This is a genomic window from Limosilactobacillus difficilis, from assembly GCF_947387495.1.
Classification (GTDB): domain Bacteria; phylum Bacillota; class Bacilli; order Lactobacillales; family Lactobacillaceae; genus Limosilactobacillus; species Limosilactobacillus difficilis.
The window spans coordinates 13324-33172 of sequence record NZ_CANDNU010000014.1 but is presented as its reverse complement, the minus strand read 5'-3'; the positions used below and the strand labels follow the sequence as shown (position 1 = coordinate 33172).

Here is a 19849-nt window from a genome sequence, read left to right as displayed (position 1 = left end):
AATGATGGAACAAGAAAAGAAAGAGATGTACCTGAAAGCACTTCACAATGGTGTTTCGGTAGCCACCGGCTGCACGGAGCCCGTCGCGGTGGCCTTTGCGGTTGCCACCTGTGCTGACCAGTTAGACCATCAAGAACCGGCTTCAATTAACGTCAAGGTTTCGGCCAACATCATGAAAAATGCTATTGCTGTTGTCGTCCCGGGGACGGGAAAGGCTGGTCTGACGGTCGCCGAGGCTGTTGGCTACTTGTTCGGGGACGCATCCAAAGGGATGAAGGTCATCCCGGACTTGAATGATGAGCAAAATCAGCAAATTGATGACCTGCTTGCCTCAGAAAAGCTGCACGTGGCGCTGGCTCATGTCAAAGACAAGTTCTTCGTCGAAGCTACGGTGAAGACGGTGACGGGCCACAGTGCCCAGGTGAAGATTGCGGCGGACCATACCAACATCTACTTGATCAAAAAGGATGACAAGGTCGTCTTTGAAAAGAAACGGCCGGCGGTTGATTCTTTGGCTGATTGGGAGCGCTTCATGCAAAAGGGCCGGTTGCAGGAAATTTGGGATCTTTGCCTTACTCTGCCCTTAGAAGAACTGGCCTTTATTCAGCGGGCCCAAAAGGATAACATGGCCTTGGCCCAAGAGGGGTTGACCCATCACTATGGGATGCAGGTGGGCCGAGCACTTACCCATCCTTCGGAAATCGGTGTTGACGATTCTCTTTTGAATAAGATCATCGCGGCCACGGCGGCGGCATCTGATGCTCGAATGGGCGGAGCCCCTTTGCCGGCGGTAACGAATTCGGGTTCTGGCAACCAGGGGATCACCGCGACCGTCCCAGTTTGCGTACTCGCTCAGGAAAAGGGAGTAACGGATGAACAATTGATCAGGGCTTTGGCTCTGTCACATCTGACGGCGATCTATATCCATTCCTTCCTGCCGATCTTATCTGCATACTGCGCCACGCACTCTGCAGCAATGGGGGCGGCCACGGGGCTGTCTTACTTGTTGGGCGGTGACGTTAGCACTGCTGGTCGAGCAATCAAGAACATGATTGGTGACGCGTTAGGAATGATCTGCGATGGAGCTGGTTGTTCCTGCGCGATGAAGGTAGCGACGTCGGTACAAACGATGCTGAAGGCCGTTCGCCTGGCCACGCAGGGGATTACGATTCCGGGAACGAACGGGGTCGTTTGCGATTCTGTTGACAATACTATTCGCAACCTCGGCGAACTGACAATGGATGGTTTGACAGCTTCAGACCCGGTTATTTTGAAGATTATGATGGCCAAGGACCGGATCGAATGACGAATACGTCTAGCTAGGTTCCCGCTTGGCAGCAGATAAAATGAAAAACGCCTTATGATAGCTGGCAGTTGTGTCAGTGTCATAAAGCGTTTGTTTGTTATGATTGAATTTTATTTGGCGATTGCTTGGATCAAGTCATCACCGTGCTTAACATCCTGGTCAACAGCCACAGCGCTGACCTTAGCGTAGGCATTGGTGTTCGTCAGGATTTCCATAACGGTGGTGTCATAACCAGCGTCCTTGACCGCTGCCAGGTCGACAGTTCCCAGCAAGTCACCCTTGTTGACCTGTTGGCCCTTTTCAACCTTAGTCGTGAAGTGCTGGCCCTTTAATTCGACAGTGTCGATCCCGACGTGAATCAGGACTTCTGCTCCGTCATTAGATTTGATACCGTAAGCGTGCATCGACGGGTAGGTCACCGTGATGGTTCCGCTAACGGGGGCATAGATGGAGCCGTCACTTGGTTCGATGGCACCGCCTTCGCCCATCATCTTCTTGGAGAAGACATCGTCGTTAACCTTGCTGAGATCGACTGCGTGACCGGTTACGGGGGCGGCAATCGTTTCATTCTTCAGCTCAGCTTGCTGAGTGCTGGAAGGAGCAGCAGTGCTGTCTTCGCTAGTGGTTGCAGCAGTTGCTTGGTCGTTTGAATCAGCGCTGATTACTGCTTCTGCTTTGGCGTCAGCGGCTTCGGCCTTGAAGACGTCACGAGCTCGTGAACGGCCATAGATAATGGTCAGAAGAAAGGCGATCGCAACTGAGATTAATTCACACAGTACATATGCTGGAATTGACCGTGGGAAAATTGATAAGAAGCCGATGAAACCGGCAGAACCCATCGAAGGAATGATGATGTGCATGAAACCGGCAATGAAGGAAGCAATCCCTGAGCCAATCAGAGCACAGAAGAATGGGAAGCGGTACTTCAGGTTAACCCCGAAGAGGGCAGGTTCGGTAATCCCTAAGAAGGCAGAAACACAGGCAGAACTTGACAGCCCCTTCATTTTTTCGTTCTTGGTCAAGAACCAGATGGCAAGGGTGGCAGCACCCTGCGCCACGTTGGCCATTGAGGCAACCAGAAAGATGAAGTCACCGACACCGCGACCGTGGGCGTAAGCGGCAACCAGCTGGGTTTCGACGGCTGGGAAGCTTTGGTGTAGCCCGGTTGTGACGATGGCAGAGTAGCAAAGACCGAAGATCCCAAGACCGAAGGCACTAGTTGTGTTGTACAACCAGACGATCGCAGTGGTGATCCCGTCAGAAACGGCTTTGAAGACTGGACCGATGATGACGAAGGTCAAAAAACCAGTGATTAAGATTGATAGCAGGGGGGTAAAGGTAAAGTCAACCGCAGATGGCAGCCATTTATGAAAGTGCTTTTCCACAATTGACAATACCCAGACGGCAACTAAGACCGGGATAACCTGGTAGGTATATGAGGTCTGACTAACGTGCAGACCAAAGATGTTCCAGAACTTGGTGTAAGCCCCAATCGTCGTAACCTTGGCGAGACTCGTCGCCCCGATGATGTTGGCCGTCCCAGGAGCAACCATGATCATCCCAATGGCCGCGGACAGGAAGATGTTCGCACCGAAACGCTTCCCGGCTGAGATTGCGACCAGGATCGGCAGGAACCAGAACGGTGCCGCCGACATCAGCTGAATCATATTGCTGAGACCCGCGATGGCAGGGTACATCTGAATAACCGACTTGGAACCGAACAAACCGGGCTGAGTCAGGAAGTTGTTGAGGGCCATCAGCAAACCACCGGCAACCAACGCCGGAATAATTGGAACGAAAATATCTGATAATAGCTTGATGAAGGCCATTACTGGGTTGGTATGCTGATTGTTGTTGGCAACCTTCTTCAGATCGTCGGTTGACAATTCTTTCAACCCGGTGATCTTAATGAATTCGTCATAAACGTCATTAACGTCGCCGGGGCCGATGATAATTTGGTACTGTCCGTTGGTCTTGAACGTCCCTTTAACGTCGGGATCGTTGTCTAAACCTTGTTGGTCAATTTTAGTGTCGTCTTTTAACACCAGACGAAGACGGGTGGCACAGTGGGCAGCCGCAATGACATTATCACGGCCAACGTATTTGATCACCCGTTGAGCAACTGCTTTGTGATCCATGATAAATCCCTTTCCTTTACTAAGCTGAAAGCGCTTTACAATTTTGCACGCCATTATCGTACTATGACCTTTAGCATATGTCAATCGTTTACATATTTTTTCTTTTAAAAAATTTCAAGCCTATTAGAACAACACTTTTTTCTCTGTAAACGATTGACATGTTTCGGTGCAATGGGTAAAATTTTTAATGTAGAAAACGCTTTCTGAGATAAGGAGATGGAGAGGATGGAATGGACAAGAGCAACACGCTACCGGCCATATGCAAAATGGTCGGCTCGGCAGCTGTTAAGTTTGCAAGCGCAAGCGGCTAATTCACCTTACCAAATGCGTTATCACATTCGGCCTCAGTCAGGTTTGTTGAACGACCCGAATGGTTTTTCCTATTTTAATGGATGCTACCACGTCTTTTATCAGGCCTTTCCCTTTGGGCCTGTTCACGGGATGAAATCGTGGTTTCATTTGGAATCGCCTGATCTGGTCCACTGGGATAACCGTGGCCTTGCCATCGAGCCAGGACCAGATCCGGATAGTTACGACAATGCCGGCGCTTATTCTGGATCGGCGATGGCCATCGGAAACCAACTTTTTCTGATGTATACCGGTAACCATCGGACGGACGACTGGGTCCGGATTCCGTACCAGTGTGGCGCTTGGATGGATGCCGACGGGCGGGTGACTAAATGGGATCACTATCTCTTCAAAAATCCTGCCCAGTTTAGCGAACACTTCCGGGATCCCCAGATCCTGAAGCATGATGGTCTTTACTATTGCCTTCTCGGGGCCCAGAAAGCAGACGATAAAACCGGTCACCTCGATCTATGGAAATCCGCGGATCTCAAGGAATGGGAAGAAGTTGGCATCGTTGATTTCGGGGTGGCAAATGCGGGCTACATGATCGAGTGCCCTAACCTGGTCTTTGTAGATGGCAAGGCGGTCCTGGTTTTCTGCCCGCAAGGTCTCGACAAGCAGGTAGCCGCTTACGATAACATCTACCCGAATATGTACGTTGTCGGTGACGACTTTGACTTCGTACACGCCAAGCTGGTCAACCCTTCACCGATGAAGAACCTCGACGATGGTTTTGACGTTTACGCTAGTCAGTGTTTTAACGCCCCAGATGGTACAGCTTACGCGATCTCATGGGTGGGTCTACCTGATTCGACTTACCCGACGGACACCGAAAACTGGGCCAATTGTCTGAGCCAGGTGAAGGAATTGCACCTGGTCAACGGTCATTTATTGCAGCAGCCAGTGAAAGCGATGACGAGCTTGCGGCGGTCTGCCGGAGAAGCTCAGGTCGCTAACCAGACCACGATTGTGCCGGCTAGCAACAATCAGTACGAGCTGGCAGTGAAAATCGCAGCTAATCAGCAGGGAAGCTTGCAACTAGCCGCAGGTGAGGGGTATCATCTGGACCTCAACTTTGATACGGCGGCCGGGCAACTGACGATCGACCGGGGGCCTAGCGGGGCCAGTGTCAACGCTGACTATGGAACGACCCGGCAAACAATGCTACCGGCGGGGCATGAGCTTTTTCTGCGAGTCTTTGTTGACCACTCGCTTTGTGAAATCTTCGTCAACGACGGTGCCCACGTCTTCACGCTGCGTTTCTTTGCCCCAGACCAAGCGACGGCCATCCGGATGAGTACTGAAGGTCTTGACTACCAGGCCCACTACTGGCCATTGCAACAGATGTAGGTGATGATGATGGCAACGCTTGCTGATATCGCTAAACGCGCTGGGGTGTCTGTCGCCACGGCGTCACGAGTTATTAATAACCGGGGCTATCTGAGTGCCCAAACCAAGGCCAAAGTCTTAGCAGCGATGAAGGAACTCAATTATCAGCCCAACAACCTGGCCCGGTCACTGCACGGCAAACAGACTCATTTGGTCGGGGTGATCGTTCCAACGATTGCCAATCCCTTTTTTGCGGAATTGGTCAGCAAAATTGAGCGGGCACTGTTCGCAATTGGTGATAAGATGATCTTGTGCAATGCCAATTACAACTTGGAAAAGGAACGCAATTATTTGCGGATGCTGATCGCTAACCAGGTCGATGGCATTATTTCCGGCGGTCATAATTTGGGGATTGAAGAATACCAACAGTCCGGCTTGCCCATCGTTACCTTTGATCGGCACCTGGCTGATAACGTGCCGATCGTTTCCTGCAATAATTACCAGGGAATGCAACTGGCCACGCGTCGGTTAATTGCGGATGGTTGTACGGCAATTCACTTTCTGGGCAATCAGCACCAGAAAGGGAATCCGACGGATCAACGTCTGTCAGCCTATCAAGACACCGTTCGGCAGGCGGGGATGGAAAGTCGAGTCCATTCGGTTGCTTTCTCCGATTCCGCCAGTCTCAAAAAAGCAATGATCGAAGATATTTTGAAGAGTGAGCGAGCTGATGGCTTCGTTTGTACGGATGATTTGACGGCGATTTTATTGCTCAATGAGGCGCACACTCTGGGCATCCGGGTGCCGGAAGACTTGAAGGTTGTTGGCTTTGATGGGACGGAACTTGTTCGGACCTATCATCCTGAATTGACGACGGTTGTTCAACCAATTGATGACATCGCACAACTCCTAGTTCACTTACTGCAACAGCGGGTCCAAGACCCCAACTGCCAGTTCAGTAAGCTATACTATCAGTTGCCGGTTAGCTTAGTTCGCAGACAAACTGCATAGGAGGAAAATCAAATGAGTAAAGTTGGAAGTATTGAAGCCGGTGGGACCAAGTTTATCCTAGCTGTCCAGGACGTTGAAACTAAAAAGGAAGTTGCTCGCAAGCGCATTCCAACCACGACGGCAGATGAAACGCTGAGCCGTTGCGTGGCTTTCTTTAAGGACAACCCGATCGATGCTCTGGGAATTGCCACTTTTGGTCCGGTTGACGTCAATCCTAATTCTGACACCTACGGCCAAATTCTCGACACGCCAAAACCTGGCTGGTCCGGCGCTGATATGAAGGGGGTTCTAGAACGGGGCTTGGATGTTCCGGTCTTTGTTACCACCGATGTCAACGGCTCCTGCTATGGGGAATACGTGGCGCGTGGTCGGCATAATGACAAGACCTACCTTTACGTAACCGTCGGGACCGGCGTTGGCGGCGGCATCATCCAGGGAGGACATTTCATCGGCCTTTCTGCTCATCCGGAGATGGGCCACATGAAAATCGTGCGTTACCCTGGGGATGACTACAAGGGCTTCTGTCCTTTCCACGGCGGCGATTGTGTCGAAGGGATGGCTGCCGGTCCATCACTGGAAGGCCGGACAGGAATTCGTGGTGAGAACCTGGATCGCAACAACAAGGCCTTCACCTATGTGCAGTACTACATCGCCCAGATGCTCTTTGCCGTTTACATGACGGTTCGTCCTGACGTGATGGTCGTGGGTGGTTCCGTGCTGAATGAAGGCGATCTGGTTCACGTTCGCGAATTCTTCAAGCAATTTAACAACGGCTACGTTAAGACACCGGATCTCGACCAGTTGATTGTCCGGCCGGCAGTGGCTCACAATGGTTCTGCAACCCTCGGCGACTTCGAATTAGCTAAGGAATTGTTGAAGTAAACGCCAGGATCTGTAACTGTTAGTCAATAATTGTGAAGGAAATCATTTTTACCCGTTGTCATATTGCTTTTTATTCCTGGGACTGACTATAATGGTAAAGAATTCTAAAGGGAGTGCATATCATGGGTAAATTTGAAATTTTGGACCATCCGTTGATCCAGCATAAGTTGACCCAAATCCGTGACAAGCGGTTAGGGACGAAGGGTTTTCGTGAAATTGTGAAGGAACTTGCGACACTGATGGCGTACGAAGTTTCACGCGACATGCCAACGAAGGACATTGAGATTGAGACGCCAATGGGCAAGACGACCCAGAAGGTCCTGGCTGGCAAAAAGGTGGCGATTGTTCCGATACTGCGGGCTGGTCTCGGCATGGTTGACGGTTTCACCGACCTGATTCCGGCAGCTAAGATTGGTTTTATCGGCATGTACCGGGACGAAAAAACGTTGCAGCCGCACGAATACTTCGTCAAACTGCCGTATGACATCACCGAACGGGAACTTTTCATCGTCGATCCGATGCTCGCTACCGGTGGCTCGGCCGTCGATGCGGTTGGGGCCCTGGTCAAGCGGGGCTGTGACCCAAAGAACATGAAGTTTGCCTGCTTAGTTTCGGCACCAGAAGGGGTCAAAACTTTCCGTAAGGAATACCCAGACGTCAATCTCTACACTTGTGCCCTCGATGACCATCTGAATGAAGATGGCTACATTGTGCCAGGTCTGGGTGATGCTGGTGACCGGTTGTTCGGGACAAAGTAATTAGCTAACCAAGTAAAAAAGCCAAGCGGAATGATCTTCTGCTTGGCTTTTATGCTATTTTAGGTGATGAATAATCATGAAAAAAGAAAGTCAACGATGGTGGTTGCTGCTAATTGTCATGATGGTCAGCGGCGTTGTGCTGATGGTAATCTTCAGTCACAACCAGACTCTTTATCGACGGCCGATTGGGCAGGTGCTGGCGACTAAGCAGCTGAGTCGGCAAAAAACGAGCGATGAATTTCATAACGAAGACCGTCTCACAAGTCAATCCTTGAAAGTTCGGCTGATGAACGGGCGTTATCGAGGTCGCCAATTGACAATTGCCAACCACTACACCGATTCAGGAGCGATGGATCAGCACTACAAAGTTGGCGATCAGCTTTTTCTTAGCCAACTGCACCGGAATCGCCACGGCCGACTGAGTGCCAATATCAGCGACCTCAAGCGGGACGAGGTACTTGCTTTTCTGGTCTGGTTAACTATAGCCCTCTTGCTGTTGATGATGCGTTGGACGGGCCTGCGAGTGTTACTGAGTCTCATTGCCAACGCGCTTCTCTTCATCATTGCTATCGAGCTTGACCAGGCTTGGCAAGGTGGGCATGTCCTAGCAATCTTCAGCGGTCTAGCGATTCTCTTTACTATTATCAGTCTGCTCCTGATTCTTGGGCCGACCAAACGGATGCTGGCGACCAGCATTGCCACCTTAGCAGGAACTTTCTTGGCACTGGGAATCAGTTGGCTAGTCTTTAGCTGGACCCATGAACGCGGGATTCATTACGAATCGATGCTCTACGTCACCCAGGTCCAGCGACCGCTGTTTTTGGCCGAGACTTTGCTGGGGTCGTTGGGAGCGGTGATGGACGTTTCTAGTGATATTGTGGCGACTCTTTTCCAGTTTTCCCAGGTCAATCCCCAAGCTGATTTTAAGAAGCTCTTCTTGGCTGGACGTGAAGTGGGTAAGTCAGTAATGGGGCCACTCGTCAACGTGCTCTTCATGATTTTTATGGCGGTCACTTATACCAGTGCCCTCTTGCTGTTGCGCAACGGCAATTCCTGGGGCTACACTTTTTCGATGTCGATGTCTCTGGGGACCGCCCAAAGCCTGATCAGCGGGATCGGGATCGTATTGGCCATCCCGGTGGCCAGTGCCATGATGGCCTTATTATTGACAAGGGGGGATGCCGGTCATGTCAACGATTAGTCTGCTCGGCTTGATTCTGCTTATTTTGATGGTGCTGGTCGGTGGCCGGCAGGGCTGGACAGCCTTTTGGAGCCTGCTTTTGAACTTTTGTTTCCTCTTCTTGGCCTTGGTGTTGGTCGCAATTCATTTTCCACCCCTGGCCGTCACGATCTTTAGCGGGGTGGTGATCTTAGCCATCACCATTTTTATGGGCCGCAATGACTTAGCGGTGACGGTAAATGCTTATTACGCTTCGCTGCTGGTCTTTGCGATCCTGCTCTTGCTGATCATCCTGGTCGAACACTTCGCGCGGGTTCAGGGTTTTGGCTTGGAAGATACGGATGCTCTGGAGGGGATGTCCCTGCAGATCGGCTTGAGTTTCCAGAGCATTACCGTCGTTGTCACTTCCCTGAGTATTCTCGGCGCGATTGCGGAAGCGGCGATGTCGATTGCGGCGGGGATGGCCACCATGCTGGACGCCGATCCCCAAATTAGCCGTCAGGATTTGTTGACGAGCGGTTTGGTGATTGGCCGCCAGATCATGGGGACAGCGCTTAACACCTTGTTTTTTGGCTTTTTTGGCGGTTTTTTGGCGCTCTTTATTTGGTTTGCCGGCCTCCACTACTCTTTTGGGACGATCATTAACGACAAGATCTTCGTCAACGAGCTCTTAATTGTCTTGATCTCTTTTATCGGGGTGCTGCTGACCGTTCCGGTGACGGCGGTGATGATTGCCTGGCGCCATCAGATGAAAAAACATGTGAACGATTAATCAAATTTTAATGATGTGGCAAAGGCCGACCTGATCTGCTTGAAAACGTTTTTTACACAATGGTTAAGTCTTTGCGCGACCTATATTTTATGGTATATTATGTTTTGTAATTGGGCCAAACCGACTTTATTCGCTGGTTAACCGAAATTACAAACCAAGATTATGTTATAAAGAAAAGAGGTGGAATATGAATGGGCGGTAATGCTTATACTTTTAAGCTTTTCGGCCTGACGTTTAACTTTACCAACATGCTTTCCGGCCTGATCGTCTGTGTCATTGTTTTTGCGGTGATGTATGGTCTTTCACGTCACATCACAATGAAGCCGACTGGCGGGCAGAACGTGTTGGAATGGTTGATTGAATTCACAAACGGGATTGTGAGAGCCCAGTTTAACCAGGAAACTTCCGGATTTTTCTCGTTCTTTATTTTCATTCTGTTTGTGTTTATCTTCGTCGCTAACCAATTTGGCTTGATTTTCCAGATGGGTTGGAACGGGCACGAATTACTCAGAAGTCCGACGGCGGACCCGGTTGTAACCTTGACCTTCTCAATGACCACGATTTTACTTTCCCACTTTTTGGGAATCGCGCAACGGGGATTCAAGAATTACTTCAAGGGCTTCGTTTCACCGATGCCAGGAATGCTGCCGATTAATCTGATTGAAGAGTTTACTAACTTTATTACGTTAGGCCTCCGGATTTTCGGGAACATCTATTCTGGTGAATTACTTCTAAAGTTGATTGCTGGAATGGCATTTTCACACGGAATTGCGACGATGATCGTGAGTCTTCCACTGGAAATTGCCTGGCAAGGCTTCTCGGTCTTCATTGGTGCAATTCAAGCTTATGTCTTTGTAACATTAACAACGGTTTATATTTCTCAGAAGGTTGTTGGAGAATAATTAAACAACAATCACTGATTGATTATTAAGGAGGATATTACAATGGGTGCAATTGCTGCTGGTATTGCTGCCGGTCTCGCTGCTGTCGGTGCCGGTTATGGTAACGGACAAGTTATTGGTCACACGGTTGACGCTATGGCTCGTCAGCCAGAATTAATGGGTGATTTACGGACGACGATGTTCATTGGTGTTGGGCTGATCGAAGCTCTGCCAATTCTGTCAATCGTTGTCGGCTTCCTTGTTATGAACAAGTAATCTACATACTTTGATTTCAATTGCAAGGAGGTGTCAATAGATGTTTGTACTTGCTGAATCTAATCAATTGTACGTCGGCGATATGCTCTTCTACATCGTTTCCTTCATTATCTTGGCGGCTCTTGTTTGGCATTTTGCCTGGAAGCCAGTTACTCAAATGATGCAAAAGCGGGCTACTAAAGTGGCTAACGACATCGACACTGCTGCACAAAAGCGGGCAGATGCTGAAAAACTGGCTAAGCAACGGCAAGATGAACTAGCTGGTTCCAAACAAGAAGCAACTAAGATTGTTGCCGATGCTAAGAAGACTGGTGAAGACCAGCGTAACAAGATTGTCGAAGCTGCCCAAGCTGACGCTGCAAATGTGAAACAACAAGCTGCACAAGACGCTGAACAGGCGCGCAAAGATGCCCTGCAAGGCGCAAAGAACGACGTGGCAAACCTCTCTGTTGAGATTGCTTCCAAGCTTATCCACAAACAATTGTCTGCGGATGACCAACAGGCCTTAATTGATTCTTACATTGAAGGGTTGGTAAAACATGAGTCTTGATAAGATGGAAGTTGGCCGCCGTTATTCCCGCGCTCTTTTTGAGCTGGTCGAAGGCGACGCAGACCAACTAGAGCAAACTTATCAAGAATTGCAGGACTTACGCCAAGTCTTTACCGACAATCCTAATTTAGTTCGTGCCTTGACGGGTGTTGACTTATCCTATCAAGACAAAAAAGCCGTGGTTGAGGATTTGAAGCAGGGTGCTTCTAAGTACGTTGCCAACCTCGTCCAGATGACTTTTGACTATGGCCGTATTGGTGACATGGTCGCAATTATTGATGAGTTTGGACGCCGGTACGACACAAAGCAAAAGCGGGTGCGTGCTGACGTTGTCACTGCAGTAAAATTAGATGCAACGCGACGTGATCGGCTTGTCTCCGCTTTAAAGGATCGCTTCGGTGCGAACGAAGTGCTCCTGACTGAGACGGTTGACCCGACGATTTTAGGTGGGGTCATCATTAAAACGGCTAATCAAACCCTTGATGGTAGTCTCAGCTCCAAAATTGAACAAATTCGTCGTTTGCTTGTGAAATAAAATCTGAATTGAGAGGTGAAATCCGTTATGAGCATTAAAACTGAGGAAATCAGTTCACTCATCAAGAAACAGCTCGCTGGCTACGAAGACCAGATTAGCGTCGCTGAAACCGGGACGGTAACCTACGTCGGTGACGGTGTGGCCCGTGCTGATGGCTTGGAAAATGCCATGTCTGGTGAGTTGCTCGAATTTAGCAACGGCGTTTATGGGATGGCCCAAAACCTTGAAAGCAACGATGTTGGGATCGTTGTTCTGGGTGATTTCACCGGTATCCGTGAAGGCGATACAGTTAAGCGGACCGGTCGGATTATGGAAGTTCCCGTAGGCGACGCAATGCTCGGACGGGTGGTTGATTCACTGGGTCGTCCAATCGACGGTCTGGGCGAAATTAAGACTACTAAGACTCGTCCAATCGAAAAGAAAGCTCCTGGGGTTATGCAACGGAAGAGTGTTTCCGTTCCATTGCAGACCGGGATCAAAGTTATTGACGCACTGGTTCCAATTGGCCGGGGCCAACGTGAATTGATCATTGGTGACCGGAAGACTGGGAAGACGGCGATTGCCCTCGATACCATCATCAACCAGAAGGACACCGGTGTTATTTGTATTTATGTTGCCATCGGGCAAAAGGAATCAACGGTGCGTTCTGCTGTTGAAACGCTACGCAAGTATGGTGCCTTAGACTACACCATCGTTGTTTCGGCTAGTGCCTCGAACCCGGCACCAATGCTATGGATCGCTCCTTATGCTGGTGCTGCGATGGGTGAAGAGTTCATGTACAACGGCAAGGATGTTCTCATCGTTTACGATGACCTGTCCAAGCAAGCTGATGCTTACCGTGAACTGTCATTAATTCTTCGGCGGCCACCTGGTCGTGAAGCTTACCCTGGTGACATTTTCTACACCCACTCGCGGTTGCTGGAACGGGCGGCACGGCTGTCCGATGACATGGGTGGTGGCTCAATGACCGCTTTGCCGATCATCCAAACCCAGGCCGGCGATGTTTCTGCCTACATTCCAACCAACGTTATTTCCATCACCGACGGGCAAATCTTCCTGAACTCTGATTCATTCTATGCCGGTCAACGGCCAGCTATCGATGCCGGGACTTCAGTTTCTCGGGTCGGTGGTGACGCTCAAGTGAAGGCGATGAAGAAGGTTGCCGGGACTTTGCGGCTGGATATCGCTTCCTACAACGAATTGGCTTCTTTCGCTCAATTCGGTTCTGATCTGGATGCGGCTACCAAGGCACGTCTGGACCGTGGTGAACGGACGATGGAAGTTCTGAAGCAAGGTCTTCATTCACCTGAAACGGTTGAAGAACAAGTTGGCATTCTGTTCGCTTTGTCACACGGTTACCTGGATGACGTTCCGGTTGCGGACTTGCAACAGTTCGAAAGCGACCTGAAGAGTTTCATGCATGCTAACCACCAGGATATCTACGATGACATTAAGAAGACTGGTCAGCTGCCAAAAGATGACAGTCTGGACAAGGCCATCAAGGAATTCAAGCAGACTTTCCAGACGAGTGATCAGAAGAAAGCCGCTAAGGATGACCAGCAAAAAGCTGACACCAATAAGTAATTAGGATTAACCAGTCAAGAAAGGACGGTGAGATTGAGTGCCTGCTTCATTAGCAAACGTTAAACGGAAGATTGCTTCGACTCGCAGTACCCGGCAAATTACCCAGGCAATGCAGATGGTTTCGACTTCTAAGCTGAACCAGATTCAGCACCACACCAAGACGTACGAAGCATACGCTGCTAAGGTGAAAACCATCTTAGCTGGCTTGGTCAAATCTCAAGGAACCGCCGCTGGTGACTTATCCGTCGATGATAGTTCGGTTCAAGCCCAGTTGGGCAACCTCTTTCACAAGCGGGAAGTCACTAAAACTGGCATCCTAGTTGTAACGTCAGATCGGGGGTTGGTAGGTTCTTATAACAGTAACGTTATTAAAGCCACCCTCGACTTGATGCAGCAAAAGAATCTGACTGCTGACAACTCGGTTTTCCTGACAGTCGGGAAGACCGGGACCGAGTTTTTCAAGAAGCGCGGGATGAACGTGGTCTATGAATTTACGGGTGTCAGCGACGTGCCGAAGTATACTGAAGTGCGGGGAATCGTCAAGAACGCCACCCAGATGTTTTTCGATGGGGTGTATGACGAGCTCTATGTCTGCTATAGCCACTACGTCAACCGGATTTCGTCCAATGTACAGACCAATCGGATTCTGCCGATTACACGGGAATCCCTTGAGCTTGATGACGGTGATGACAAAGGCAATAGTAGCAAATTGGTCAGCGGTGAAATGGAAATTTTGCCCAACGCCGGCGCTTTATTAAAGGTGCTGGTACCCCAGTACTGCAATAGCCTGATCTATGGCGACATTTTGGATGCCAAGACATCAGAGCACGCTTCCAGTTCGAATGCGATGCGGTCTGCTACTGATAATGCGGATGACATCATTTCAACTTTGAACCTGCAGTATAACCGTGCACGTCAAGCGGCAATCACCACCGAAATTACTGAAATTGTCGGCGGGATGACTGCACAAGAATAACAAGAATGAGATAAAGAGGAGGAAACAGCATGAGTGCTGGTAAAGTATTACAAGTTATCGGCCCGGTTGTTGATGTTGAGTTCCCCCAGGATGAGAAACTGCCTGAAATTAACACTGCGCTGAAGATTAAGATGGCCGATGACAAGACCTTGACCGTCGAAGTTGCCCTTGAATTGGGTGATGGGGTTGTCCGGACGATCGCCATGGACGCCACCGAAGGTTTGCAGCGTGGCGAAGAGGTTGAAAACACCAACGCACCAATTAGCGTTCCAGTTGGCGACGATACTCTTGGTCGGGTGTTTAACGTTCTGGGTGAACCAGTTGACAACGGTCCTGAATTTGGCCCCGATGCCAAACGGATGCCGATTCACCGTGATGCACCAAAATACACTGATTTGAACAACTCAACTGAAATTCTGGAAACCGGGATTAAGGTTATCGACCTGCTCGAACCTTACGTTCGTGGTGGGAAGGTTGGTTTGTTCGGTGGTGCCGGTGTTGGGAAGACGGTTCTGATTCAGGAACTGATTCACAATATTGCCCAGGGCCACAACGGTATTTCCGTCTTCACCGGTGTTGGTGAACGGACCCGTGAAGGTAACGACATGTACTACGAAATGAAGGCTTCCGGGGTTCTGGACAAGACGGCCATGGTTTATGGTCAAATGAACGAACCACCTGGTGCCCGGATGCGGGTAGCCTTAACTGGGCTGACTATCGCGGAATACTTCCGTGATGTTAAGCACCAGGACGTGCTGCTGTTCATCGACAACATCTTCCGGTTTACCCAAGCCGGTTCAGAAGTTTCCGCCCTGCTGGGTCGGATCCCATCAGCCGTTGGGTATCAACCAACGCTGGCCACTGAAATGGGTCAGTTGCAGGAACGGATTACTTCCACCAAGGAAGGTTCAATTACTTCGATCCAAGCCGTTTATGTTCCTGCCGATGACTACACCGACCCGGCTCCAGCGACGACTTTCGCCCACTTGGACGCTACGACTAACCTGGAACGGCGGTTGACTCAGATTGGGATCTACCCGGCCGTGGATCCACTGGAATCTACTTCGACTGCCTTGACGCCTGAAATTGTCGGCAAGGAACACTACGAAGTGGCAACTGGTGTTCAACACGTGCTGCAACGTTACCGTGAACTGCAGGACATTATTTCCATTCTGGGGATGGATGAACTGTCAGACGAAGAAAAGACGATTGTGGCTCGTGCACGTCGGATCCAGAACTTCTTGTCACAAAGTTTCGCCGTTGCCGAACAATTTACCGGGACGCCTGGTAAGTACGTTCCAATGAAGGAAACGATTCGCGGCTTTAAGGAAATTCTGGAAGGAAAGTATGACGACCTGCCAGAAGAAGCCTTCCGTTTGGTTGGTGGAATCGATGACGTCGTTGAAAAGGCTAAACAGATTGAGGCCCAAACTGCCAAGACGGAAAACACTAGCGCCGCTAAGTAGGGGGTGTCAAAATGGCACAATCAAAATTTCATGTTACCATTACCACCCCGGATGGCAGTGTGTACGAAGCTGATGCGACGATGCTAATTTTCGACACGACTGACGGTCAGATGGGGATCATGGCTAACCATATCCCCGTCATCACCGCTCTAGGGATCAACGCAATGGTTGTTAAACATGCTGATACCAACAAGCCTGATGATACGATCGCCGTTAATGGTGGTCTGCTGGAATTTGACCACAACCTGGCGACAGTCGTGGCCGACAGTGCGGAACTACCTGAAAACATCGATATCCAGCGCGCTCAGAGTGCGAAGAAACATGCCGAGGAAAGTATTCGTCATGCTAAAGAGCACCATGATAAGGACGAGCTGGGACGGGCGGAAGCCTACTTGAAGCGGTCGATCAACCGTCTTCACGTTTCACAGCTCGTTAATAAATAAAGCTGGTTTGACCAGCTATCATTCCAAGGGATTGTGGTCCTTCCACAATCCCTTTTGTTATTCCTTAACGAAGCTTTAAATTTTATTGGAAAGGCCTTAGCAGTGGCCTAGCTATGATAAGATAAGTTCGTGTTACTATGGCAAGGAGGGTCTTGATGACAAACGCGACTGCAGTAATTAACCTGATCTTGGCAATCGGTTTTACTTACTTGGCCTTTCGGGCCATTATGGGCTTGCATCCTGAAACGATGTGGCACCGACCGCCGCAGACACTATCCCTGTTGATTGTGCTGGTGTCGATTGCGATTGGCTACGGATGTGCCCAATTTTTTAGTAGCTTTTTCGTGACACTGTACGATTTGCTACTATCAATTAAGTGATGAGGAGTAAGCGACATGGAGAAAATCATTGTGAAGGGTGGTTCACGACTTCGTGGCAAAGTTAAAGTCGAAGGCGCCAAAAATGCTGTTCTGCCAATTCAGGCAGCAGCCATCTTAGCTTCACGGGGCGTTGTGAAACTTAGCAACGTACCAATTCTGTCGGACGTTAAAATGATGAACAGTCTCTTGCAATTTGTGGGGGTTGACGTTAATTTTGACCGACAGGACCACCAGCTGACTTTGGATGCCAGCCGCCAGTTGTCGTCGGAGGCACCGTTTCAGTATGTTTCCAAGATGCGTGCTTCGATGGTGGTGATGGGGCCACTTTTGGCACGGACCGGCCATGCCCGCGTGGCGATGCCGGGTGGCTGTGCCATCGGTTCACGACCAATTGACATCCATCTGAAGGGGTTGCGAGCACTCGGCGCGACGATCGTGCAACATGACGGCTATGTCGAAGCCTTTGCCAAGCAGCTGCATGGTGCAAAGATCTACTTGGATTTTCCTAGCGTTGGCGCCACCCAAAACATCATGATGGCTGCTACTTTGGCCCAGGGAATTACGGCAATTGAAAACGCCGCGCGGGAACCGGAAATCGTCGACCTGGCCATTACCCTCAATAAAATGGGAGCCCGTGTCCATGGTGCCGGGACGGACACCATTCGTATTCAAGGGGTCAACTTTCTTCACGGCTGCGAACACCGGATCGTCCCAGACCGGATTGAAACGGGCACTTTTATGGTGGCGGCGGCAGTGACTAATGGCGATGTGCTGGTTGAAGACGCGATTGCTGAACACAACCAGTCGCTGATTGCCAAGTTGGAGGAAATGGGGGTAACGGTTATCACCGAAGATAATGGCATCCGGGTAATCGGCACCTCCGTCCTGATTCCCGCCAACATCAAAACGATGCCTTATCCCGGCTTCCCAACAGATATGCAGCCCCAGATGGCAGTCCTCCAGCTGTTGGCCAACGGGACCAGCATCCTTGATGAAACGGTGTTTGAAAACCGCTTTATATACCTTGGTGAGATGCGTCGGATGAACGCACATTACAACATCGAGGGCTCTGCCGCGGTACTCAACGGGCCGACAATGTTTAACGGTGCTGAGGTGGCAGCCACTGACTTGCGGGCGGGTGCCGCACTGGTGCTTGCCGGTTTAGCTGCTCAGGGGATCACGCAGGTGCGTAATTTGCAGTACCTGGATCGGGGATATTACCACTTTCATCAAAAGCTGGCCCAGTTGGGGGCAAAGATCAACCGGGTAAATCTTGATGACAGTACGACCCTTCAAATTGAGCAGCTCAGCAGAGAAGGATAATTTCCCGGGAAATGATTGGGCCTGACTGGACCTCCGTGCTTGTCGGGCTCCATTTTGTGTTACAATATAGCTTAGCTTTTAACGATCGGAAGGAGACCATGGCGAATGGCTACTGATATTGGAATTGACTTAGGGACAGCGAACGTCCTCATTTATGTACAAGGTAAAGGGATTGTATTAAACGAACCTTCAGTGGTGGCAATCGATACCAATACGAATAAGGTACTGGCAGTCGGTTCAGAGGCCTACCGGATGGTTGGACGGACGCCAAGTAACATCCGGGCAATTCGTCCTTTGAAGGACGGGGTCATTTCGGACTTTGACGTGACTCAAGAAATGCTGTCATACTTTATCGGTAAATTGAGCGTCAAAGGCTTTATGTCAAAACCAAACATCATGATTTGCGCGCCGACTAACATTACCGAAATTGAACGCAAAGCAATCATCCAGGCAGCTGAACAAGTAGGCGGCGGCAAGGTTTATCTGGAATACGAGCCGAAGGTTGCAGCGATTGGTGCCGGCTTGGATATCTTCAAGCCTCAAGGCAATATGGTTATTGACATGGGTGGTGGGACCAGCGACATTGCGGTCTTATCACTAGGTGATATCGTTGCCAGTCGGTCAGTTCGCCTTGCCGGTGATAAGATGAATGCTGACATTTCATCCTACATTAAGGACCACCATGGTTTAATCATTGGTGAACATACGGCCGAACAAATCAAGATCGAACTGGGAACCGCCTTGCCGGTTGATGATCCGAAGAAGATGGATGTTCGGGGCCGTGACGTGGCCACGGGGATGCCAAAGCAAATTGAGACGGACGAAAACGAAATTGAAGCTGCACTGCATGACACCCTGCAGGAAATCGTCAAGGCTTCTATTTCGGTCCTGGAAACTGTTCCGCCAGAGCTGGCCAGTGATATCATCGACCGTGGTATTATGCTGACGGGTGGGACTTCCCTCTTGCATGGGATTGATCAGCTTTTCAGTTCTCACTTGAAGGTGCCGGTTGTGGTTTCCGAAGACCCGCTGGATAATGTTGCCAAGGGTGCCGGTGAGATGCTGGAACGGATGCAGAAGAACCCTAGCAGCACCTCAACGGATCTTGATATTGACAGCAGTGAGGACGAAGGTAAGAAGAAGCACCATTGGTTCTTCAGCAAGTAATGCTCGTTAAGTTGGTGCAAGGCCTGGTCCGTTTTTACCAGCGTTTTATTTCTGCCCGGCGCTCCTACCGCGTCTGCCGCTACTATCCGACATGTTCTCAATATATGTTGGAAGCCACGCAGCGCTTCGGCGCTAAGGGAATTTTAATGGGACTTGCCCGTTTGCTGCGCTGTCAGCCTTTTGCAAAGGGCGGCTACGATCCGGTGCCGGACCACTTTAGCTTGAGACGCAACCACGAAGATGAAGGATGGACAGATGTCAAAGAAAGAAAAAAATATTGAAGTGAGTGTTAAGGACATTGAACGAGCCGGGGAACCGGTTCAACAGATTTTTATCAAGAACCGGCTGATCGGTGAAGTCGTCACCCATAATCAACGTTTTAAAGCAGTGTTGATCCCGAGTGAGCAACAGTTCAGTGTCAAATCACAAGAAGAAGGATTGGAAACCGTTCTGCAACAGTTCCACCTTCACCAGTATTAAAAAAGAACCGGGGCTCGCGTCGCTCGTTTCGCGAGGCCCGTTTTGACTAAAAGGAGTTTGAGAA

21 protein-coding genes are annotated in these 19849 nt (G+C 50.0%); 20 read left to right on the top strand and 1 reads right to left on the bottom strand.

The window, feature by feature from the left end; all coding sequences use genetic code 11:
• Position 1: 1 nt before the first annotated feature.
• Positions 2-1306 carry an L-cysteine desulfidase family protein gene (locus tag QOR82_RS04310; protein ID WP_283583540.1) on the top strand — a complete coding sequence of 435 codons (1305 nt, stop codon included), beginning with the start codon at positions 2-4 and terminating at the stop codon, positions 1304-1306.
• Positions 1307-1416: 110 nt separating this feature from the next.
• On the opposite strand, the gene QOR82_RS04305 is transcribed toward QOR82_RS04310, so the two are convergent.
• Positions 1417-3444 (bottom strand): sucrose-specific PTS transporter subunit IIBC, encoded by a 2028-nt coding sequence (locus QOR82_RS04305; protein ID WP_283583539.1) that lies wholly within the window; start codon positions 3442-3444, stop codon positions 1417-1419.
• 225 nt (positions 3445-3669) lie between these two features.
• Here QOR82_RS04305 and QOR82_RS04300 point away from each other — a divergent pair, with 225 nt between their 5' ends.
• The 19 genes from QOR82_RS04300 (at position 3670) to QOR82_RS04210 (ending at position 19785) form a co-directional block, all read left to right on the top strand.
• A complete protein-coding gene (locus QOR82_RS04300; RefSeq protein WP_283583538.1) occupies positions 3670-5142 on the top strand; it encodes a sucrose-6-phosphate hydrolase in 1473 nt (490 codons plus the stop codon).
• 6 nt (positions 5143-5148) lie between these two features.
• Positions 5149-6132 carry a LacI family DNA-binding transcriptional regulator gene (locus QOR82_RS04295; RefSeq protein ID WP_283583549.1) on the top strand — a complete coding sequence of 328 codons (984 nt, stop codon included), beginning with the start codon at positions 5149-5151 and terminating at the stop codon, positions 6130-6132.
• A gap of 12 nt (positions 6133-6144) precedes the next feature.
• A complete protein-coding gene (locus QOR82_RS04290; RefSeq protein ID WP_283583537.1) occupies positions 6145-7014 on the top strand; it encodes an ROK family protein in 870 nt (289 codons plus the stop codon).
• Positions 7015-7136: 122 nt separating this feature from the next.
• Entirely contained in the window at positions 7137-7772 is a 636-nt protein-coding gene (upp, locus tag QOR82_RS04285) for a uracil phosphoribosyltransferase (protein ID WP_283583536.1), read from the top strand.
• A 76-nt stretch (positions 7773-7848) separates the two neighbouring features.
• A complete protein-coding gene (locus tag QOR82_RS04280) occupies positions 7849-8973 on the top strand; it encodes a YibE/F family protein (protein WP_283583535.1) in 1125 nt (374 codons plus the stop codon).
• Positions 8960-9724: a YibE/F family protein gene (locus QOR82_RS04275; RefSeq protein ID WP_283583534.1), complete on the top strand. Its 765-nt coding sequence runs from the start codon at positions 8960-8962 to the stop codon at positions 9722-9724. The genes QOR82_RS04280 and QOR82_RS04275 overlap by 14 nt, the downstream gene beginning before the upstream one ends.
• 191 nt (positions 9725-9915) lie before the next feature.
• A complete protein-coding gene (gene atpB / locus QOR82_RS04270; RefSeq protein WP_283583533.1) occupies positions 9916-10626 on the top strand; it encodes a F0F1 ATP synthase subunit A in 711 nt (236 codons plus the stop codon).
• A gap of 42 nt (positions 10627-10668) precedes the next feature.
• Complete coding sequence (gene atpE, locus QOR82_RS04265) at positions 10669-10881, top strand: F0F1 ATP synthase subunit C (RefSeq protein ID WP_283583532.1); 213 nt, start codon at positions 10669-10671, stop codon at positions 10879-10881.
• Positions 10882-10921: 40 nt separating this feature from the next.
• Positions 10922-11431: a F0F1 ATP synthase subunit B gene (atpF, locus tag QOR82_RS04260; RefSeq protein ID WP_283583531.1), complete on the top strand. Its 510-nt coding sequence runs from the start codon at positions 10922-10924 to the stop codon at positions 11429-11431.
• Complete coding sequence (gene atpH / locus QOR82_RS04255; RefSeq protein WP_283583530.1) at positions 11421-11966, top strand: ATP synthase F1 subunit delta; 546 nt, start codon at positions 11421-11423, stop codon at positions 11964-11966. Before atpF ends, atpH begins: the two co-directional genes overlap by 11 nt.
• Before the next feature lie 27 nt (positions 11967-11993).
• The gene (gene atpA, locus QOR82_RS04250; protein ID WP_283583529.1) at positions 11994-13550 is read left to right on the top strand and encodes a F0F1 ATP synthase subunit alpha; all 1557 of its coding nucleotides are present in this window, start codon (positions 11994-11996) and stop codon (positions 13548-13550) included.
• 37 nt (positions 13551-13587) lie between these two features.
• Complete coding sequence (locus tag QOR82_RS04245; RefSeq protein ID WP_283583528.1) at positions 13588-14526, top strand: F0F1 ATP synthase subunit gamma; 939 nt, start codon at positions 13588-13590, stop codon at positions 14524-14526.
• A 29-nt stretch (positions 14527-14555) separates the two neighbouring features.
• The gene (gene atpD / locus QOR82_RS04240; RefSeq protein WP_283583527.1) at positions 14556-15992 is read left to right on the top strand and encodes a F0F1 ATP synthase subunit beta; all 1437 of its coding nucleotides are present in this window, start codon (positions 14556-14558) and stop codon (positions 15990-15992) included.
• An 11-nt stretch (positions 15993-16003) separates the two neighbouring features.
• Positions 16004-16435 (top strand): F0F1 ATP synthase subunit epsilon, encoded by a 432-nt coding sequence (locus QOR82_RS04235; protein WP_283583526.1) that lies wholly within the window; start codon positions 16004-16006, stop codon positions 16433-16435.
• A 155-nt stretch (positions 16436-16590) separates the two neighbouring features.
• On the top strand, positions 16591-16815 hold the full coding sequence (locus QOR82_RS04230; RefSeq protein ID WP_283583525.1) for a DUF1146 domain-containing protein: 225 nt from the start codon (positions 16591-16593) through the stop codon (positions 16813-16815).
• Between the two features lie 15 nt (positions 16816-16830).
• A complete protein-coding gene (gene murA, locus QOR82_RS04225) occupies positions 16831-18138 on the top strand; it encodes a UDP-N-acetylglucosamine 1-carboxyvinyltransferase (protein ID WP_283583524.1) in 1308 nt (435 codons plus the stop codon).
• A gap of 105 nt (positions 18139-18243) precedes the next feature.
• On the top strand, positions 18244-19305 hold the full coding sequence (gene mreB, locus QOR82_RS04220; RefSeq protein WP_283583523.1) for a rod shape-determining protein: 1062 nt from the start codon (positions 18244-18246) through the stop codon (positions 19303-19305).
• On the top strand, positions 19305-19586 hold the full coding sequence (yidD, locus tag QOR82_RS04215) for a membrane protein insertion efficiency factor YidD (RefSeq protein ID WP_283583548.1): 282 nt from the start codon (positions 19305-19307) through the stop codon (positions 19584-19586). The genes mreB and yidD overlap by 1 nt, the downstream gene beginning before the upstream one ends.
• Positions 19561-19785, top strand: coding sequence for a DUF2969 domain-containing protein (locus QOR82_RS04210; protein WP_283583522.1), 225 nt, complete (start codon positions 19561-19563; stop codon positions 19783-19785). The genes yidD and QOR82_RS04210 overlap by 26 nt, the downstream gene beginning before the upstream one ends.
• Positions 19786-19849 lie beyond the last annotated feature (64 nt).

What these genes read in the sequence shown, in the direction of transcription:
- QOR82_RS04300 (WP_283583538.1), top strand. Translation starts at nt 3,670, where the DNA reads ATGGAATGGACAAGAGCAACACGCTACCGGCCATATGCAAAATGGTCG.
- QOR82_RS04305 (WP_283583539.1), bottom strand. Translation starts at nt 3,444, where the DNA reads ATGGATCACAAAGCAGTTGCTCAACGGGTGATCAAATACGTTGGCCGT.
- QOR82_RS04280 (WP_283583535.1), top strand. Translation starts at nt 7,849, where the DNA reads ATGAAAAAAGAAAGTCAACGATGGTGGTTGCTGCTAATTGTCATGATG.
- QOR82_RS04290 (WP_283583537.1), top strand. Translation starts at nt 6,145, where the DNA reads ATGAGTAAAGTTGGAAGTATTGAAGCCGGTGGGACCAAGTTTATCCTA.
- murA (WP_283583524.1), top strand. Translation starts at nt 16,831, where the DNA reads ATGGAGAAAATCATTGTGAAGGGTGGTTCACGACTTCGTGGCAAAGTT.
- QOR82_RS04230 (WP_283583525.1), top strand. Translation starts at nt 16,591, where the DNA reads ATGACAAACGCGACTGCAGTAATTAACCTGATCTTGGCAATCGGTTTT.
- atpA (WP_283583529.1), top strand. Translation starts at nt 11,994, where the DNA reads ATGAGCATTAAAACTGAGGAAATCAGTTCACTCATCAAGAAACAGCTC.
- atpD (WP_283583527.1), top strand. Translation starts at nt 14,556, where the DNA reads ATGAGTGCTGGTAAAGTATTACAAGTTATCGGCCCGGTTGTTGATGTT.
- atpE (WP_283583532.1), top strand. Translation starts at nt 10,669, where the DNA reads ATGGGTGCAATTGCTGCTGGTATTGCTGCCGGTCTCGCTGCTGTCGGT.
- QOR82_RS04295 (WP_283583549.1), top strand. Translation starts at nt 5,149, where the DNA reads ATGATGGCAACGCTTGCTGATATCGCTAAACGCGCTGGGGTGTCTGTC.
- yidD (WP_283583548.1), top strand. Translation starts at nt 19,305, where the DNA reads ATGCTCGTTAAGTTGGTGCAAGGCCTGGTCCGTTTTTACCAGCGTTTT.
- QOR82_RS04310 (WP_283583540.1), top strand. Translation starts at nt 2, where the DNA reads ATGATGGAACAAGAAAAGAAAGAGATGTACCTGAAAGCACTTCACAAT.
- QOR82_RS04235 (WP_283583526.1), top strand. Translation starts at nt 16,004, where the DNA reads ATGGCACAATCAAAATTTCATGTTACCATTACCACCCCGGATGGCAGT.
- atpH (WP_283583530.1), top strand. Translation starts at nt 11,421, where the DNA reads ATGAGTCTTGATAAGATGGAAGTTGGCCGCCGTTATTCCCGCGCTCTT.
- mreB (WP_283583523.1), top strand. Translation starts at nt 18,244, where the DNA reads ATGGCTACTGATATTGGAATTGACTTAGGGACAGCGAACGTCCTCATT.
- atpB (WP_283583533.1), top strand. Translation starts at nt 9,916, where the DNA reads ATGGGCGGTAATGCTTATACTTTTAAGCTTTTCGGCCTGACGTTTAAC.
- QOR82_RS04275 (WP_283583534.1), top strand. Translation starts at nt 8,960, where the DNA reads ATGTCAACGATTAGTCTGCTCGGCTTGATTCTGCTTATTTTGATGGTG.
- atpF (WP_283583531.1), top strand. Translation starts at nt 10,922, where the DNA reads ATGTTTGTACTTGCTGAATCTAATCAATTGTACGTCGGCGATATGCTC.
- upp (WP_283583536.1), top strand. Translation starts at nt 7,137, where the DNA reads ATGGGTAAATTTGAAATTTTGGACCATCCGTTGATCCAGCATAAGTTG.
- QOR82_RS04210 (WP_283583522.1), top strand. Translation starts at nt 19,561, where the DNA reads ATGTCAAAGAAAGAAAAAAATATTGAAGTGAGTGTTAAGGACATTGAA.